The organism is Streptomyces sp. 7-21 (assembly GCF_016741785.1).
In the GTDB taxonomy this organism is placed as follows: domain Bacteria; phylum Actinomycetota; class Actinomycetes; order Streptomycetales; family Streptomycetaceae; genus Streptomyces.
Map to the genome: position 1 here is coordinate 407,477 of NZ_JAERRL010000003.1, position 17,193 is coordinate 424,669.

Here is a 17,193-nt window from a genome sequence, read left to right on the forward strand (position 1 = left end):
ACGATGGCAGTCACCAGCACCGCCCCCCGCCGCCGCTCCCCGTCGCCGCTGCGCACCCCGCGCCGCGACCCGTCGCGCCGCCATTCGCTGGCGCGGCCCCGCCGCAGCCTCACGCTGACGCTGCTCACCGGCCTGGTCCTGGTCTACTCGCTGGTGCCGCTGCTGTGGCTGCTGATCAACTCCACCAAGACCCGCAGCGGCCTGCTCGATTCGTTCGGCCTGTGGTTCGCCGGCTCCGACGCGGGCGGCTTCGCGTTCTTCTCCAACATCGCCGACACCCTCACCTACGACGACGGCGTTTTCGTCCGCTGGCTGCTCAACACCCTGCTGTACGTCGTCGCCGGCGCGGGCGGCGCCACGCTGCTGGCGGTGCTCGGCGGCTACGCCCTCGCCAAGTTCGACTTCCCCGGCAAGCGCGCCGTGTTCGCCGTCGTCATCGGCGCCGTGGCCGTGCCGGGCACCGCGCTCGCCGTGCCGACGTTCCTGATGTTCAGCGAGATGGGGCTGACCAACACCCCCTGGGCGGTGATCATCCCCTCCCTCATCTCGCCGTTCGGGCTCTACCTGATGTGGGTCTTCGCCTCCGACGCCATACCCGGCGAACTGCTGGAGGCCGCCCGCATGGACGGCGCCGGGGAGATCAGGACGTTCTTCAGCGTCGCGCTGCCGCTGCTGGCGCCCGGCATGGTCACCGTCCTGCTGTTCACCATGGTCGCGACGTGGAACAACTACTTCCTGCCGCTGGTCATGCTCCGCGACCCCGACTGGTACCCGCTCACCATCGGTCTCAACTCCTGGAACGCGCAGGCGTCCACGGCCGGCGGCGAGGCGATCTTCCACCTCGTCATCACCGGTTCGCTGCTGACGATCGTCCCGCTGATCGCCGCGTTCCTGCTGCTCCAGCGCTACTGGCAGTCCGGCCTGGCCGCCGGGAGCGTCAAGCAGTGACCCCCGCGACCCCTTATCCGCGTAATCCCCGTAACTCCTGCAAACCCTGCGAACCTCCGCGAATCCCCGCCACGAAGGACCTCGACGAAGAAGTGAGAGCGACGATGCGCATCACCCGCCTGCCCGACCGCCCCCGGCGCCGCCGGGCCGCTGCCGCCCCGTCCCTGCGGGGCGCCCTCGGCTGCGCCCTCACCCTGGGCCTCGCCCTGACCGCCTGCGGCGGTGGCGGCGGCTCCGGCTCCGAAGGCTCCCCGGAGGACGTCGAGGCCGCGCTCGAGGAGGGCGGCACGATCACGGTCTGGGCCTGGGAGCCCACCCTGGAGCAGGTCGCCCGCGACTTCGAGGAGGCCCACCCGGGCGTCACCGTCGACCTGGTCAACGCGGGCACCGCCAACGACCAGTACACCGCCCTGCAGAACGCCATCGACGCCGGGCGCGGCGTGCCCGACGTGGCGCAGATCGAGTACTACGCCCTGGGCCAGTTCGCCCTCGCCGAGTCCGTCGCCGACCTCACCGGCTTCGGCGCCGACAGCCTCGACGGCACCTTCACCCAGGGCCCGTGGAACTCCGTCCAGGCGGGCGACGGCATCTTCGGCCTGCCCATGGACTCCGGGCCGATGGCGATGTTCTACAACAAGACCGTCTTCGACGAGCACGGCATCGAGGTCCCCGAGACCTGGGACGAGTACGTCGAGGCCGCCCGCCAGCTGCACGACGCCGACCCCAGCGCCTACATCGCCGCCGACGCCGGCGACGCGGGCTTCACCACCAGCCTCATCTGGCAGGCCGGCGGCAAGCCCTACACGGTGGAGGACACCACCATCTCCATCGACTTCACCGACGAGGGCTCGCAGCGGTACGCCGAGCTGTTCCAGCAGCTCATCGACGAGGAGCTGGTCACCGACATCGCCGGCTGGAGCGACGAGTGGTACCAGGCACTGGGCGACGGCACCATCGCCACCCTCGTCACCGGCGCGTGGATGCCCGCCAACTTCGAGTCCGGCGTGCCCGGCGCCGCCGGTGACTGGCGTGTCGCCCCCATGCCGCAGTGGGAGGAGGGCGGCACCGCCAGCGCCGAGAACGGCGGCAGCTCGCTCGCGATCCCCGAGGCCAGCGGCAACAAGGCCCTGGCGTACGCCTTCGTGGAGTACGCCACGGCCGGCGAGGGCGTGCAGACCCGCGTCGACCAGGGCGCCTTCCCCGCCACCACCGCCCAGCTGGAGTCCGAGGAGTTTCTGAACACCGAGTTTGAGTACTTCGGCGGCCAGCGGGCCAACGAGATCTTCGCCGAGTCCGCCGCCAACGTCGTCGAGGGCTGGCAGTACCTGCCGTACCAGGTCTACGCCAACTCCGTCTTCAATGACACCGTCGGCCAGGCGTACGTCTCCGGCACCACCCTCGCCGAGGGCCTGCGCGACTGGCAGGAGGCCTGCGAGCGCTACGGCAGCGAGCAGGGCTTCACCATCGAGTAGCCCCGCCCCGCCGCACTGCTACAGCACACAGCACACAGCACACAGCACCGCAGCAACGAACCGCAAGGAGCGTCCATGTCCCCCGCCCCCTCGCCCGGCCGCTGGATCCGCTGGCCCGACAGCGGCCCCGGCGGCAGCGCCACCCCGCGCTTCGGATACGGCGCCGACTACAACCCGGACCAGTGGCCCCGCGAGGTGTGGCGGGAGGACGTCCGCCTGATGCGCGAGGCGAACGTCACCATCGTCTCCCTCGCGATCTTCTCCTGGGCCCGCATCGAGGTTGCCGACGACACCTGGGACTTCGGCTGGCTCGACGAGATCATGGACCTGCTCCACGAGAACGGCATCGCCGTCGACCTCGCCACCGCGACGGCCTCCCCGCCGCCGTGGCTGACCACCGCCCACCCCGAGATCCTGCCGGTCACGGCCGAGGGCGCCACCGTCTGGCACGGCGCCCGCCAGCACTGGCGCCCCACCTCGCCCGTCTTCCGCCGCTACGCGCTGCGGCTGGTGGAGAAGCTCGCCGGACGCTACGGCTCCCACCCGGCGCTGGCCGCCTGGCACGTCAACAACGAGCTGGGCTGCCACAACCTCTACGACTACTCCGACGACGCCGCCCGCGCGTTCCGCGCCTGGCTGCGCGACCGCTACACCACCCTTGACGCCCTCAACCACGCCTGGGGCACAGCGTTCTGGTCGCAGCACTACACCGACTGGGACCAGATCCTGCCGCCGCGCCTGGCCGCGTCGTACCACAACCCGACGCAGGTGCTGGACTTCAAGCGGTTCTCCTCCGACGCCCTCAAGGAGCACCTGGCCGCCGAGCGGGAGGTGCTGCGCCGCCTCACCCCCGACGTGCCCGTGACCACCAACTTCATGGTCACCGACGGCCAGCCCGGCATGCACTACGCCGACTGGGCCGCCGAGGTCGACTTCGTCTCCAACGACCACTACGTCGGCCCCGGCCCGCGCGCCCGCGACGAGCTGTCGTTCTCGGCCAACCTCACCGGCGGCATCGCCGGCGGGCGGCCGTGGTTCCTGATGGAGCACTCCACCAGCGCCGTCAACTGGCGGCCCGTCAACAAGCCCAAGGCGCCCGGGGACCTGCGGCGCGACGCGCTGCTGCACGTCGGCCACGGCGCCGACGCCGTCTGCTTCTTCCAGTGGCGGCAGTCCGTGGCCGGCGCCGAGAAGTACCACTCCGCGATGGTGCCGCACGCCGGGCCCGACAGCGACGTCTACCGCGCCGTCACCGAGCTGGGCCGCGTCCTCGCCACGGAGCTCGCGCCCGTCGTGGGCTCCTCCCGCGAGCCCGCGCGCGCCGCGATCCTCTTCGACTGGCAGTCGTGGTGGGCCAGCGAGGAGGACGCCCACCCCACGGCGCTGCTGCGCTACCGCCAGGAGGCGCTCGACTGGTACTCCGCCTTCCTGGACCTCGGCGTGCGCGCCGACGTGGTGCCCACCGGCACGCCCCTGGACCCCGAGCGGTACCGCCTGGTCGTGGCGCCCGTGCTGCACGTGCTGCCCGGCGCCCTCGCCACGGAGCTGACCCGGTACGCCGAATCCGGCGGCCACCTGGTGACGACGTACTTCTCCGGCATCGTCGACGAGCTGGACCACGCCTGGCTCGGCGGCTACCCCGGCCCGCTGCGGGAGCTGCTGGGCATCCGCATCCAGGAGTTCCACCCGCTGCCCGAGGGCGAGGAGGTGACGCTGGACGACGGCCGCACCGCCAGCCTGTGGTCCGACCAGATCGAGGTCACCGGCGGCGACGCCGTCGAGGTGCTGGCGCGCTACGGCAGCGGCCTGTACGCGGGCCGGCCGGCGATCACCCGCCGCGCCGTGCCGGGCGGCGGGTCGGCCGCCTACGTCTCCACCCGGCTCGGCCCCGAAGGGCTGGCCGGCGTGCTGGGCACGCTGCTGGAGCGCGCCGGCGTCGCCAGCGAGCTGCCCGAGACGGCCCGCGGGCGGGTGGAGCTGGCCGTCCGCCGCGGCGCGGACGGCGCCGCCTACTGGTTCCTGGTCAACCGGACTGCTGAGCCCGTCGAGCTGCCCGCCCTGGACGGCGAGGTGCTCACCGGTCCGGCCCTGCCGGGGGTGCTTCCCCCGCGCGGCGTCGCCGTGCTGCGACGCCGCTGACGGCGCCGGGCGCCCGCGCGGCCTAGTGGCCGCGCTCGGCGCCGCCGTTGACCTGGATGATCTGGGAGGTGACGTGCCCGGCGGCGTGCGAGGCGAGCCAGTGCAGCGTCTCCGCCACGTCGCCGGGCGTGCCCGCCCGGCCGGTGAGCGTCTCGCCGACGAGCCGGGCGCGCCGCTCCGCCGTCATGGCGTCGCCGAAGAACTCGGTGTCCTCGATCAGGCCCGGCGCCACCAGGTTGACGGTGATGCCGCGCGGCCCCAGGCGGCGCGCCAGGTCGTGCGCGTAGGGGTGGAGCGCGGCCTTGCTGGCGGCGTACGCGCCCGAGCCGGAGCCGCGGTAGGCGGCGATGGACGACAGGAACAGCACCCGGCCGCCGGGGGAGGCCAGCCGGCCGGCGAGCGCCTCGGTGAGCAGGACGGCGGTCAGGGTGTTGATGCGGAAGTTGACGGTCCAGTTGTGGGCGGCGACCGCCAGCGGGTCGTCGCTGCCGGCGCCAGGCTCCAGGCCGCCGTTGCCGCCCGCGTTGTTGACCAGGACATCGACGGTGCCGAAGCGTTCCGCGATCTCCCTGGCCACGCGGCCGGTCTCCTCCGGCGAGGAGAGGTCCGCCGGAAGCGCCACAGCCCCTTCGATCCCCTCGGCCGCGCGCCGCAGCACCTCGGCCCGGCGGCCGATGAGAACGGTCGTGTCGCCGTCGGCGGCGAACCGCCGCGCCGTGGCGAGGCCGATGCCGGTGCCCCCACCGCTGATGATTACCGTGCGTCCAGCCATGGCCGGACTCTAGCGTTTTACAGGGGGGCCTGCCATGTCACCGTGGTGCCGGTGCCGCCGGGCCCGGGCTCCAGCGAGGCGCTGCCGCCCAGCCCCTCGGCGCGGTGACGCAGGTTCCGCAGCCCGCTCTCCCGGCCCCGCTCGTGCGGCGCCGGCGGGCCGACGCCGTCGTCGGTCACGGTCAGCCGCACCTGTTCGCCCGTGGCGTCCACCCGGACGTCGATGCGGGAGGCGCGGGCGTGGCGCGCCGCGTTGGACAGCGCCTCGCGCAGCGCGGCGACGAGGTGCCGCGCCGTCTCCTCGTCCACCCGGGTGTCGACCGGGCCGGAGAACGCCACCGACGGCCGGAAGCCCAGCGTCTGCTCGGCCGCCCCCGCCTCCCGCAGCACCCGCGTGCGCAGCCCTGCGTGCGCCTCCTCGGGCTGCTGCCGCAGCGCGAAGATCGTCGTGCGGATCTCCTGGATGGTGGCCTCCAGCTCACGGGTGGCCGTCCCGATCCGCTCGTCGAGCCGCTCCGCCTCCGGCCCGTCCCGCACGGTGCGGCGGGCGCTCTCCAGGATCATGCCGACCGCGAACAGCCGCTGGATCACCAGGTCGTGCAGGTCGCGCGCGATCCGGTCGCGGTCCTTGAGCACGGCCAGCTGCTCCCGGTCGGCACGCGCCCGCGCCAGCACCAGCGCCAGCGCCGCCTGCTGCGCGAACTGCGTGGCCAGCGCCCGCTCCGGCACGCTGTACCCCGCCGCGCCGCGCGGCCGGCCGACCGCCAGCACGCCCAGCGTCGTGTGCTCGCTGGCCAGCGGCAGGATCAGGCACGGCCCGAACCGCTCGGCCATCTCCGGCGCGGCGCCCGGCTCGCGCGAGGGGTCGAGCAGCACCGGTTCGCCGCGCAGCACCGTGCGCACCGCCTGGCTGGGAGGCAGCTGGAGCCCGAGCAGCCCGCTGGGGTCGTCGGCGCTGACGGCCACCACGCGCAGCCCGTTCTCGCCGCCGGGACCCACCGGCTCCAGCACGCCCGCGGCCGACGCCCGCGCTACCCGCCTGGCCTGCTCGGCGACGACCGTCAGCGCGTGGTCGGGATCCTCGTCCTCGCTGAGCAGGGACATCGACAGCTCCAGGCTGCCGTCCATCCACCGCGCCTGCTGCCGGGCCGCCTCATACAGCCGGGCGTTGCCGATGGCGATGCCGGTTTCGGTGGCGAGGATCCGCAGCATCTGGAGGTCCGCCTCCGTGAACGGCCCCTCCTTCTTGTCGGCCAGGTACAGCGCGCCGAACCCGGCGCCGTGGACGCGGATCGGCACGCCGACGAGCGTCCGCATCGGCGGATGCCCCGGCGGGAACCCGGCGGCCCGCGGGTCGGCCGCCACGTCGTCGAGCACCAGCGGCCCGCTGCTCTCCAGCAGCGTCCTGATGAGCCCTTCGGTGCCGGGGTCCTGCCCGATGTCCTGGTGCGCCCCGGGCGGCAGGCCGTAGGTGACGAACTCGGCCAGCTCGCTGCCGTCCTCGTTCAGCACGGCCAGCGCGGCGTAGCGGGCATCCGCCAGCTCGGCGGCGGTCCTGGCGATGCGGTCCAGCATCGTGTGCAGCTCGACGTCACCGCCGATGGCCTCCATGGCCTGGAGCAGCCGCGGCATGCGCTGCGCCAGCTCCGGCGTGAGCTGCGGGGGCTGAGCCGCCATGCCAGCGAGCGTACTGAGCCCGCGCCGGGCCCGCACGCGCTGTCAGGCCGCCACGGCCCCCGTCCGCTCCCCGGTCAGCTCCCCGGCCCGCTTGCCCGGGCCCGCCGGGTCGAGCAGCCGCCGCAGCGGCCCGTCCGCGCGCGCCAGCTCCTGGTAGGGGCCCCGCTGCACCACGCGCCCGTCCGCCAGCACGATCACCTCGTCCGCCGCCTTCAGCCCGGCGAGCCGGTGGGTGATCAGGACGGTGGCCCGGTCCGCCGTGGCCGCCAGCAGGTCGGCCGTCAGCGCGTCGGCGGTCGGCTCGTCCACGTGCTCGGCGGGCTCGTCCAGCACCAGCACGGGGAACCCGGCGAGCAGCGCGCGGGCCAGCGCCAGCCGCTGCCGCTGCCCGCCCGAGAGGCGGGCGCCGTGCTCGCCGACGGCCGTGTCGAGGCCGTCCGGCAGGCTGTCGACCCACTCCAGCAGCCGCGCCGAGGCCAGCGCGGCCCGCAGCGCGTCCTCGTCCGCGTCCGGCCGCGCCAGCCGCAGGTTCTCCCGCAGCGTGCTGTCGAACACGTGGGCGTCCTGCGCGCACAGCCCGACCAGGCGCCGCACGTCGTCGCCGCGCAGCCGCGCGGCGGGCACCGCGCCGGGGCCGAGGGTGTAGCTGCCGCCGTCGGGGTCGAGGAACCGCAGCAGGCAGTGCGCGAGCGTCGTCTTCCCGGCGCCCGACGGGCCCACGACGGCAATGCGCCGGCCCGGCGTCAGCTCCAGGTCCACGCCGCGCAGCGCCGGCGCCGCCGCCCCGGGGTAGCGGGCCGTCAGGCGGGACACCTGCAGCGGGAACGGGTCCGCCGGCAGCGGCAGCGGCCGCTCCGGCTCGCGCACGGGCGCGGGCGCCTCGTCGAGCTGGCGCAGCCGCGCGGCCGACTGTGCCACCCGCTGCCGGTACTGCGCGGCGAGCGGCATGCCCGCCACCGCCTCGAAGGCCGCCAGCGGCACCAGCACGACGGTCGCCAGCCACACCCCGTCCAGCCGCCCGTCCGCGACGGCCACCGCGCCCAGCCAGGCCGCGGCGGTGACGGTCAGCCCGCTGACCAGCGCGGACAGGCCGCCGCCGAGCGCCGTCGCGGCGGCGGAACGCGCGGCCAGCGCGGTCAGCCGGGCATCCGCGGCGCGGGCCGCCCGCAGCCGCGCGGGCAGCGCACCGGCGACGGTCAGCTCGGCCGTTCCGGTGAGCACGTCCAGGGTGGCGGCGGACAGCTCGCCCCGGGCGGGCGCCAGGTTCCGTTCCGCCCGCCGCGCCACCGCCATCACCAGGGCCGGCACCGCCACGCCCGCCGCCAGCAGCCCGGCCGCCAGCACGGCCGCCGCCTCGGGCAGCAGCCAGGCGGTGAAGCCCACCGCCCCGGCCGTGACCGTCCCAGCAGCCACGGCCGGCAGCAGCCACCGCAGGTAGCGGTCCTGCAGCGCGTCCACGTCGCCCGTGAACCGCGCCAGCAGGTCGCCCCGGCGGCCGCCCGGCAGCCCGGCCGGCGCCAGCCGTTCCAGCCGCCGGTAGGCGGCGGTGCGCACCGCGGCGAGCAGCCGCAGCACGGCGTCGTGGCTCAGCAGCCGCTCGGCGTACCGGAACACGGCGCGGCCGATGCCGAAGCCGCGCGTGGCCGTGACGGCCACCATCAGGTACAGCAGCGGCGGCTGCTGCCAGGCGCGGGAGATCAGCCAGCCCGAGGTGGCCATCAGCCCCACCGCGCTGGCCAGCGCCAGCGTCCCCAGCCCGGCCGCCAGGCCCAGCCGCACCCGGAACCGCTTCGCCGCCTGGCCGTCCGCACCGCCCTGGGGCCCGGCCCCGGGCTCCGCCGGCCGCGGGCGCGGCGCCGGCCCGGCGCCCGGGCGGGCGACCTGGCGCGAGGCGCCCCCGGCGGCCTCCTCCCGCCGTGGTTTCACGTGAAACACCCGGTCAGCGACGTCCAGCAGCGCCGGGCGGTGCGTGACGAGGATGACCGTCCGCCCCCGCGCCGCGCGGCGTACCGCCGCGACGATCTCCGCCTCGGTGACGCCGTCGAGCGCGGCCGTCGGCTCGTCCAGCAGCAGCACCGGCCGGTCCGCCAGCAGCGCCCGGGCCAGGGCGACCCGCTGCCGCTGCCCGGCCGACAGGCCGCCGCCGTCCTCGCCCACGACGCGCTCCAGGGCCAGGTCTCCGGCCGCCGCGTCGCGCAGCGCCGCCGCCACGGCCGCGTCGTCCGCGTCCGGCCGCGCCAGCCGCACGTTGTCGGCGATGGTCCCGGCGAACAGGTACGGGCGCTGCGGCACCCAGGCCACCTGCCGGTGCCAGCTCGCCAGGTCGAGCCCGGCCAGGTCGCGCCCGCCGACCCGCACCCGCCCCGAGGCGGGCCGGACGAAGCCCAGCAGCACCGCCAGCAGCGTCGACTTCCCGCCGCCCGACGGCCCGGTCACCGCCAGCACCTCGCCCGGCGCCACGGACAGGCTCGTCTCCGCCAGCGCGTCGTCCGCCCGCCCCGGGTAGCGCACGCGCACCCGCTCCAGCTCCAGCGCCGCGCGCCGCGCGTCCGGCGCCGGCTCTCCCGCGCCGTCCGTGCCCGGCTGGCCCGGCGTTTCCAGCACGGCGAAGACCTCGCCGGCGGCTGACAGCCCCTCCTGCGCGGCGTGGTACTGCGCGCCCGCCTGCCGCAGCGGCAGGTACGCCTCGGGCGCCAGGATCAGCACCGTCAGCGCCGTCTGGAGCGTCAGCTCCCCGTGCACCAGCCGCAGGCCGACGCCCACGGCGACCAGCGCCACCGAGACGGTCGCGATCAGCTCCAGGGCGAAGGACGAGAGGAACGCGACCCGCAGCGTCCGCATCGTGGCGCGCCGGTAGTCCCCGGTGATCCGCTGGATGTGCTCCGCCTGCGCCCGGGCCCGGCCGAACACCTTCAGCGTCGGCAGCCCCGCGACCACGTCCACGAAGTGCCCCGCGAGCCGCGACAGCTGGCGCCACTGCCGGTCCATCACCGCCTGCGTGGCCCAGCCGATGAGGATGGCGAAGACGGGAATGAGCGGCAGCGTCACGGCAATGATGGCTGCCGAGACCAGATCGTCGGCCGCGATCTTCGCCAGCACCGCCGCGGGCACCACCACCGCCAGGCACAGCTGCGGCAGGTACCGCGAGAAGTAGCCGTCGAGAGCGTCGATGCCGCGCGTGGCCAGGGCCGTCAGCTCGCCGCCGCGCTGCCCGGCCAGCCAGCCCGGCCCGAGCCGGGTGGCCGCGTGGTCCACCAGCCGCGCCCGCAGCTGGGACTTCACGGCCGCGCTGGTCCGGTGGGCGGCCAGTTCGGTCAGCCAGGCCGCGAGCGCCCGCCCGGCGGTGACGGCCAGGAGCAGCAGCAGCGGCGCCAGCAGCTCGCCCGGCGCGAGTCCGTCGGCGAACGCACCGGCGATCAGCCGGGCCAGCAGCACGGCCTGGGCGATGAGCAGTCCGGCGCTGGCCGCGCCCAGCGCCACGGACGCGGCCAGGAAGCCGCGCGTGGCGCGGGCGTGGCGCAGCAGCCGGGGGTCGACGGGCTTCACGTGGCGGCTCCTTCCGCTCCGCTGACCGTCCGCTGACGGCGGTCAGGCGATGTGCTGGGTGCCGATGCGCTTGCGGAAGACCCAGTAGGTCCACGCCTGGTAGGCGATCACCATCGGCGTGGCGAAGGCGGCGGCCCAGGTCATGATCCGCAGCGTGTACGGGGTGGCGGCGGCGTCCTCGGCCGTCAGGTGCCACGCCTCGTTCAGCGTCGAGGGCATCACGTTGGGGAAGAGCGCCAGGAACAGCGCCGCGACGATCGCGGCGATGGCAATCCCGGAGCAGGCGAACGCCCAGCCCTCGCGCCCGCGCGCGGTGGCCGCGAGCGCCGCCAGCAGCCCGGCCGCCGCAACGGCGCTGGCGCCCAGCGACCACCCGTCGCCGCTGCTGGCCTGCGTCCACGCCAGGAACGCCGCGGCCAGCACCGCCGTCGCCGCGCCCAGCCACGCGGCGGCCCGCCGTGCCCGCACCCGGATGTCGCCGGTGGTCTTCAGCGCCGCGAACACCGCCCCGTGGAAGGTGAAGAGGACGAAGGTGAACGCCGCCCCCAGCAGCGCGTACGGGTGCAGCAGGTCGAGCGGCCCGCCGGTGACCTCGGCGTCCGCGTCGAGCGGCACGCCCCTGACCATGGTGGCGAAGACCAGCCCCCACAGCGCGGCCAGCAGCCCGGAGCACCAGACGATGGCGTGCTCCCAGGTGCGCTGCCACCGTTCCCCGGGCCGCTTGGCGCGGTACTCGAAGGCGACGCCCCGCACGATCAGGCAGCACAAGATGGCCAGCAGCGGCAGATAGAAGCCGGAGAAGAGGGTGGCGTACCACTCCGGGAACGCAGCGAACGTGGCGCCGGCGGCGGTCACCAGCCAGACCTCGTTGCCGTCCCAGACGGGCCCGATGGTGTTGATGAGGACGCGCCGCTCGGCCCGGTCGCGTGCCAGCGTGCCGCTGAGCACGCCGATGCCGAAGTCGAAGCCTTCCAGGAAGAAGTAGCCGGTCCACAGGAAGGCAATGAGCACGAACCACAGGTCGTGGAGTTCCATGAGCTGCGCACCCCTTCGTCAGTACGAGAAGGCCATCGGCCGGTCGTCGCGGTCGGCGGCGGTCTCGCCGGCGCGGCCGCCGCCGATGCGGGTGGGCGGATTGAGGTCGGCCTCCGTCAGCTCGGGCGGCCCGGCCTTGGCGTACCTGACCACCAGCCGCACCTCGACGATGGCCAGCACCGCGTACAGCACGGTGTAGATGACGAGGGAGGTGAGAACCTCGCCCTGCGAGACCCCGGGGGAGACGGCCGACGCCGTCGGCAGCACCCCGTAGACGACCCACGGCTGGCGGCCGGTCTCGGTGAAGATCCAGCCCCAGGCGTTGGCGATGAGCGGGAACAGCATGGTCAGCAGCATCAGCCGCCAGTACCAGCCGCCCAGGGCGGGGCTGAGGGTCCGGTCGCGGGTGAGCGCCAGGCGCGGTGGTTCGTCCTCGCTGGTGCGGAGCCGCTCCGACAGCCACAGCCGGCGGCGGGTGAGCCACAGCCCGGCGGCGCCCAGCGCGGTGGAGGCCATGCCGAAGCCGATCATCCAGCGGAAGCTCCAGTACGCCAGCGGGATGTTGGGCCGGTAGTCGCCGGGCCCGTACGTCTCCTCCAGCTGCTCCTGGAGGTCGTTGATGCCGGGGACCTCCTCGCTGAAGTTGTCGTGGGCGAGGAACGACAGCAGCCCGGGGATCTCGATGGCGACCTCGTTGTGCCCGTTCTCCACGTCCCCGACGGCGAACAGGGAGAACGGGGCCGGCCCCTCGGTGTCCCACAGCGCTTCGGCGGAGGCCATCTTCATCGGCTGCTGGTCGTACATGATCTTGCCGAGCCGGTCGCCGGTGAAGGCGGTGAGCGCGCCCGCGATGACCATCGTCACCAGGCCGACGCGCAGCGATGTGCGCATCACGGCGACGTGCCGCCCGCGCATCAGGTGGTAGGCGGCGATGCCGGCCATGAAGGCGCCGCCGACGAGGAACGCCGCCGTCATGGTGTGGGCGAACTGCGCGACGGCCGTGTTCTGCGTCAGCACCGCGACGATGTCGGTGAGCTCCGCGCGGCCGGACTCCTCGTTGATGCGGTAGCCGACCGGGTGCTGCATCCAGGAGTTGGCGGCGAGGATGAAGTACGCCGACAGCACGGTGCCGAGGGAGACCATCCATATCGTCGCCAGGTGGATCTTCGGCGGCAGCTTGTCCCAGCCGAAGATCCACAGGCCGATGAAGGTGGACTCGAAGAAGAACGCCAGCAGCGCCTCCAGGGCCAGCGGCGCGCCGAACACGTCGCCGACGAAGCGTGAGTACTCCGACCAGTTCATGCCGAACTGGAACTCCTGGAGCAGCCCCGTGACCACGCCCATGGCGATGTTGATCAGGAAGAGCTTCCCCCAGAACTTGGTGGCCCGCAGGTACTTCTCCTTGCCGGTGCGCACCCACGCCGTCTGGAGCCCGGCGGTCAGCGCCGCCAGCGAGATCGTCAGCGGCACGAAGAGGAAGTGGTAGACGGTGGTGATGCCGAACTGCCACCGCGCGAGAGTCTCGTCCGCGAGAGCCAGGTCCACGGGTCACGCTCCTAGCTTGTGAACGTATTCACATTCACAAGCAATTATCACCCACACGGAGGGGCTTATAACGCCAGACCCCTGCCCAAAAGACGTGAGAGTCGTCTCATCCGCGCCGCGGCGGCACGGCACCGGGCGCCGCGGCGGCGCCCGGGGACCTAGGCCAGGCCCCGCTCCTGGCGGAACTCCGCCGCCACCCGCAGCATGATCGCGTTGCCCTCCGGCTCCCCGACGGACACGCGCACGCCCTCACCGGCGAACGGCCGCACCGCCACTCCGGCCTCCTCGCAGGCGGCGGCGAAGTCCGCGGTCGCCTCCCCGAGCCGCAGCCACAGGAAGTTCCCCTGCGGCTGGGGCACCGTCCACCCCTGGGCCCGCAGCTCCGCCAGCACCCGCTCCCGTTCGGCGACCACGGCGTCCACCCGCCGCATCAGCTCCGCCTCGCTCCGCAGCGAGGCCACCGCCGCGTGCTGGGCGATCTCGCTCACCGCGAAGGGCACGGCCGTCTTCCGCAGCGCGTCGGCCACCGGCTCCCGCGCTACCGCGTACCCCACGCGCAGCCCGGCGAGCCCGTAGGCCTTGGAGAACGTCCGCAGCACGCACACGTTCGGCCGCTGGCGGTACACCTCCATGCCGTCCACCACGCGCGGATCCCGCACGAACTCCCGGTACGCCTCGTCCAGCACCACCAGCACGTCGTCCGGCACCCGGTCCAGGAACCGCTCCAGGTCCTCGCGCGCGATCACCGTGCTCGTCGGATTGTTCGGCGTGCACAGGAAGACCAGCCGGGTCCGGTCGGTCACGGCCGCCGCCATCGCGTCGAGGTCGTGCTCCTCGGTCTCGGTCAGCGGCACCCGCACCGACGTGGCGCCCGCGATCTGGGTGATGATCGGGTACGCCTCGAACGACCGCCAGGCGTACAGCACCTCGTCGCCCGGCCCCGCCACCGACTGCACCAGCTGCTGCGCCACGCCGACCGCGCCGGGGCCCGTCGCCAGCTGGCTGGCGGGCACGCCGAGCCGTTCCGACAGCTCGGCGACCAGCACGCCGCTCAGCAGGTCCGGGTAGCGGTTGCACGAGCCCGCCGCCTCGACCGCCGCCTGGAGCACGCCGGGCAGCGGCGGGTACGGGTTCTCGTTCGACGACAGCTTGTAGGAGGGGCCCCCGCCCCCGGCCGCCCGGCGGCCGGGTACATACGAAGGGATGTCATCCAGCGCGGCACGCAGCCGCACGCCCGAGCCTGCGCGCGCGTCCGGGCCGGGGATCCGCGAAGCCGGGCCAGGTACCTGAGAAGATCGCTGCGCGGCCGGCGCGGCCTGCGGTGAAACGGCGGGGGAAGGAACGCTCATCGTCCCCACTGTAGGACGTCACCCGGAAACGTCCAGCCTCCGGTCACCGACGCCGCAGTCCCCGGGGCAGGCGCGCGTGCGCCTCGTGTGCGACCCTGGCGGGCCCCCTTGCGCGCCCCGCTCGAAAGGGTGAGGAAGCAGTTGTTGAACACCGCCAGGCGCTCGCCCTACCGGCCCGTCCCGTCCCTTGTATGGCGCCGCCACTGCCCCCGTATCGCCTTCGAAACGAAGATCGAAAGGCGGTTTGGCCGCGCAGAAACGTATCCTTCCCTCGCGCTCGGAACCTCCCGTGCCCAACCCGTGGCCATGCCTACCATCGGCTCGCCATGACAGCAGCGAAGCATCAGGTGCCCGGTCCGCACGGCCGCCCGCCGCATGGGCGGGCGGGAATCCGCGACGTCGCCGCCGCTGCCGGGGTGTCGATCACGACTGTCTCCGACGCGCTGAACGGCAAGGGCCGCCTTCCGGACACCACCCGCCGCCACGTCCGCACGGTCGCCGACCGCCTCGGCTACCGCCCCTCCGCCGCCGCCCGCACCCTGCGGACCGGCAAGTCCGGCCTGATCGGCCTGACGGTGACGACCTACGGCGAGGAGCCGTTCACCTTCACCGAGTTCGCCTACTTCGCCGAGATGGCCCGGGCCGCCACCTCCGCGGCCCTGGCACGCGGCTACGCCCTCGTCATCCTCCCGGCGACCTCACTCCACCGCGACTTCGACGTCTGGTCCAACGTCGCCCTCGACGGCACCATCGTCATCGACCCCTCCGACGAGGACCCCGTCGTCTCCGGCCTCGTCCGCCAGGGCATCCCCGTGGTGTCCGACGGCCGCCCGGCGGGCAGCCTGCCGGTGACCGCGTGGGTCGACAACGACCACGAGGCCGCCGTCGTCGGCCTGCTCGACCACCTCGCCGCGGCCGGCGCCCGCCGCATCGGCCTGCTGACCGGCACCGGCACCGATGCCTACACCCGGCTGTCCACCAGCGCCTACCTCGCCTGGTGCGAGCGCAACGGCCAGGACCCGGTCTACGAGACCTACCCCGCTCAGGACTCCTGCGCCGGAGCCGTCGCCGCCGACCGCCTGCTCGCCCGCAGCGACCGCCCCGACGCCGTCTACGGGCTCTACGACCCCAACGGCACCGACCTGCTCGCCGCCGCCCGCCACTACGGCCTCGGCGTCCCCGACGACCTCATGATCGTCTGCTGCAGCGAGTCCCGCGTCTACGACACCACCGAACCGCCGGTAACGACCCTGTCCCTGAAACCGGGCCGCATCGGCACCTCCGTCGTGCAGCTGCTCATCGACGCCATCGAGTCCGGCCTCAGCGCCGAGGAGCTTGCCCGGCGCGGCACTATCTCCCAGGTCATGCCGACCGACCTGATCGTGCGGGCCTCCTCCCAGCGCCCGGCCGCGCGGGCGCTCATCACCCCGCCGCGGGCGCGGCCCGCCGCCGACGACGCGCGGGCGCCCGAGGGCGCGTGAGCCTGGCCGGATGGGCGATTCGCGCCAGGATGCCCAGCCGTGCCCGCACCGCATTCCGTATCTCTGCTGTTTCAGACGCCCCAGGAGTGTCACACCGGCGCAGGGTGATTCCTATGATGGGCGAATGGCCCCACGACCAGCCCGATTCGCCGACCAGTATCGGGGCCAGCAGGTGGAGGCGGCGCGTAACGGTGGAGGGGTCGATGACTCAGGGGGAAAGCCAGGGGGAGACGGGACCGGTCGGTGCCGGCCAGGCGCGTGACCTGTACGCCCCGACCATCCGCGACCTGCCCGTGATGGACGGCGCGGGCCCGCTGTACGTGGTCGGAGACGTGCACGGCTACCTCGACGAGCTGCGCGCAGCGCTGCGCGAGGCCGGGCTGACCGACGAGTCCGACGCCTGGGCGGCGGGCAATGCCCGGCTGTGGTTCCTCGGTGACTTCACCGACCGGGGCCCAGACGGCATCGGCGTCATCGACCTCGTGATGCGGCTGTCCGCCGAGGCCGCGGCCGCCGGTGGCTACTGCAAGGCCCTGCTCGGCAACCACGAACTTCTGCTTCTCGGCGCGAGCCGCTTCGGTGACACCCCCGTCGAGTCGGCGGCGGGCACCGCCTCGTTCCGCGCCGCCTGGATGCTCAACGGCGGTCAGCGCAGCGACATGGAGCGGCTGGAGGACCACCACATCCAGTGGATGTCGCGCCTGGACTCGATGGCGCTCGTCGACGACCACCTGCTGGTGCACTCCGACACCACCGCGTACCGGGACTACGGCGACAGCATCGAGGACGTCAACGACGCGATCTTCCAGGCGCTCCAGCGGAACGACGCGGCCGAGACGTGGGAGCTGTTCCGCAAGTTCACCAAGCGGTTCGCGTTCCGCGACGACGGACCCGAGGCGGTGCGCGAGATGCTCGACGTGTACGGCGGCAGCCGCATCGTCCACGGCCACAGCCCCATCCCGTACCTGACGGGCGAAGGGCCGGGCGAGGCCGACTCCGGTGAGCCCGGCGCCGGTCCGAAGATCACCGGGCCGCACGTCTACGCCGACTCGCTCGCCATCGCCATGGACGGCGGCGTCACCATGTCGGGCCGTCTCCTCGTCGCCCGGCTGCCGCTCGCCACCGCCGCCTGAGCGCGGACACGGCGGCATCGCCCCGGGGAGCGAGCGGGGCAAACGCCGCCGAGCCTGTGCGGGCAACGACCCCGGTCATCTGCCGTGCCTGGCGCGC

At 74.0% G+C, this 17,193-nt stretch carries 11 protein-coding genes; 5 read left to right on the plus strand and 6 right to left on the minus strand.

The window, feature by feature from the left end; translation table 11 throughout:
- The first annotated feature begins 3 nt into the window (after positions 1–3).
- The 3 genes from JK356_RS05715 (at position 4) to JK356_RS05725 (ending at position 4,559) form a co-directional block, all read left to right on the plus strand.
- On the plus strand, positions 4–948 hold the full coding sequence (locus JK356_RS05715) for a carbohydrate ABC transporter permease (protein WP_201866419.1): 945 nt from the start codon (positions 4–6) through the stop codon (positions 946–948).
- 104 nt (positions 949–1,052) lie between these two features.
- The gene (locus tag JK356_RS05720; RefSeq protein WP_201866420.1) at positions 1,053–2,420 is read left to right on the plus strand and encodes an ABC transporter substrate-binding protein; all 1,368 of its coding nucleotides are present in this window, start codon (positions 1,053–1,055) and stop codon (positions 2,418–2,420) included.
- Positions 2,421–2,495: 75 nt separating this feature from the next.
- On the plus strand, positions 2,496–4,559 hold the full coding sequence (locus tag JK356_RS05725; protein WP_201866421.1) for a beta-galactosidase: 2,064 nt from the start codon (positions 2,496–2,498) through the stop codon (positions 4,557–4,559).
- Positions 4,560–4,581: 22 nt separating this feature from the next.
- Here JK356_RS05725 and JK356_RS05730 read toward each other — a convergent pair whose 3' ends face one another.
- The 6 genes from JK356_RS05730 to hisC form a co-directional block, all read right to left on the minus strand.
- Complete coding sequence (locus JK356_RS05730) at positions 4,582–5,331, minus strand: SDR family NAD(P)-dependent oxidoreductase (RefSeq protein WP_201866422.1); 750 nt, start codon at positions 5,329–5,331, stop codon at positions 4,582–4,584.
- Positions 5,332–5,348: 17 nt separating this feature from the next.
- Entirely contained in the window at positions 5,349–7,007 is a 1,659-nt protein-coding gene (locus tag JK356_RS05735) for a GAF domain-containing protein (protein WP_201866423.1), read from the minus strand.
- A gap of 42 nt (positions 7,008–7,049) precedes the next feature.
- A complete protein-coding gene (cydD, locus tag JK356_RS05740; protein ID WP_201866424.1) occupies positions 7,050–10,553 on the minus strand; it encodes a thiol reductant ABC exporter subunit CydD in 3,504 nt (1,167 codons plus the stop codon).
- Positions 10,554–10,595: 42 nt separating this feature from the next.
- Entirely contained in the window at positions 10,596–11,588 is a 993-nt protein-coding gene (gene cydB, locus JK356_RS05745; RefSeq protein WP_201866425.1) for a cytochrome d ubiquinol oxidase subunit II, read from the minus strand.
- A gap of 18 nt (positions 11,589–11,606) precedes the next feature.
- Complete coding sequence (locus tag JK356_RS05750) at positions 11,607–13,133, minus strand: cytochrome ubiquinol oxidase subunit I (protein ID WP_201866426.1); 1,527 nt, start codon at positions 13,131–13,133, stop codon at positions 11,607–11,609.
- A 158-nt stretch (positions 13,134–13,291) separates the two neighbouring features.
- Positions 13,292–14,482: a histidinol-phosphate transaminase gene (gene hisC / locus JK356_RS05755; RefSeq protein ID WP_201866427.1), complete on the minus strand. Its 1,191-nt coding sequence runs from the start codon at positions 14,480–14,482 to the stop codon at positions 13,292–13,294.
- Positions 14,483–14,808: 326 nt separating this feature from the next.
- Here hisC and JK356_RS05760 point away from each other — a divergent pair, with 326 nt between their 5' ends.
- On the plus strand, positions 14,809–15,963 hold the full coding sequence (locus JK356_RS05760) for a LacI family DNA-binding transcriptional regulator (protein WP_201866428.1): 1,155 nt from the start codon (positions 14,809–14,811) through the stop codon (positions 15,961–15,963).
- A 203-nt stretch (positions 15,964–16,166) separates the two neighbouring features.
- Complete coding sequence (locus JK356_RS05765; RefSeq protein WP_201866429.1) at positions 16,167–17,096, plus strand: metallophosphoesterase; 930 nt, start codon at positions 16,167–16,169, stop codon at positions 17,094–17,096.
- Positions 17,097–17,193 lie beyond the last annotated feature (97 nt).

What these genes read in the sequence shown, in the direction of transcription:
- JK356_RS05735 (WP_201866423.1), bottom strand. Translation starts at nt 7,007, where the DNA reads ATGGCGGCTCAGCCCCCGCAGCTCACGCCGGAGCTGGCGCAGCGCATG.
- JK356_RS05760 (WP_201866428.1), top strand. Translation starts at nt 14,809, where the DNA reads ATGACAGCAGCGAAGCATCAGGTGCCCGGTCCGCACGGCCGCCCGCCG.
- JK356_RS05715 (WP_201866419.1), top strand. Translation starts at nt 4, where the DNA reads ATGGCAGTCACCAGCACCGCCCCCCGCCGCCGCTCCCCGTCGCCGCTG.
- cydB (WP_201866425.1), bottom strand. Translation starts at nt 11,588, where the DNA reads ATGGAACTCCACGACCTGTGGTTCGTGCTCATTGCCTTCCTGTGGACC.
- JK356_RS05720 (WP_201866420.1), top strand. Translation starts at nt 1,053, where the DNA reads ATGCGCATCACCCGCCTGCCCGACCGCCCCCGGCGCCGCCGGGCCGCT.
- JK356_RS05730 (WP_201866422.1), bottom strand. Translation starts at nt 5,331, where the DNA reads ATGGCTGGACGCACGGTAATCATCAGCGGTGGGGGCACCGGCATCGGC.
- JK356_RS05765 (WP_201866429.1), top strand. Translation starts at nt 16,167, where the DNA reads ATGACTCAGGGGGAAAGCCAGGGGGAGACGGGACCGGTCGGTGCCGGC.
- JK356_RS05725 (WP_201866421.1), top strand. Translation starts at nt 2,496, where the DNA reads ATGTCCCCCGCCCCCTCGCCCGGCCGCTGGATCCGCTGGCCCGACAGC.
- hisC (WP_201866427.1), bottom strand. Translation starts at nt 14,482, where the DNA reads ATGAGCGTTCCTTCCCCCGCCGTTTCACCGCAGGCCGCGCCGGCCGCG.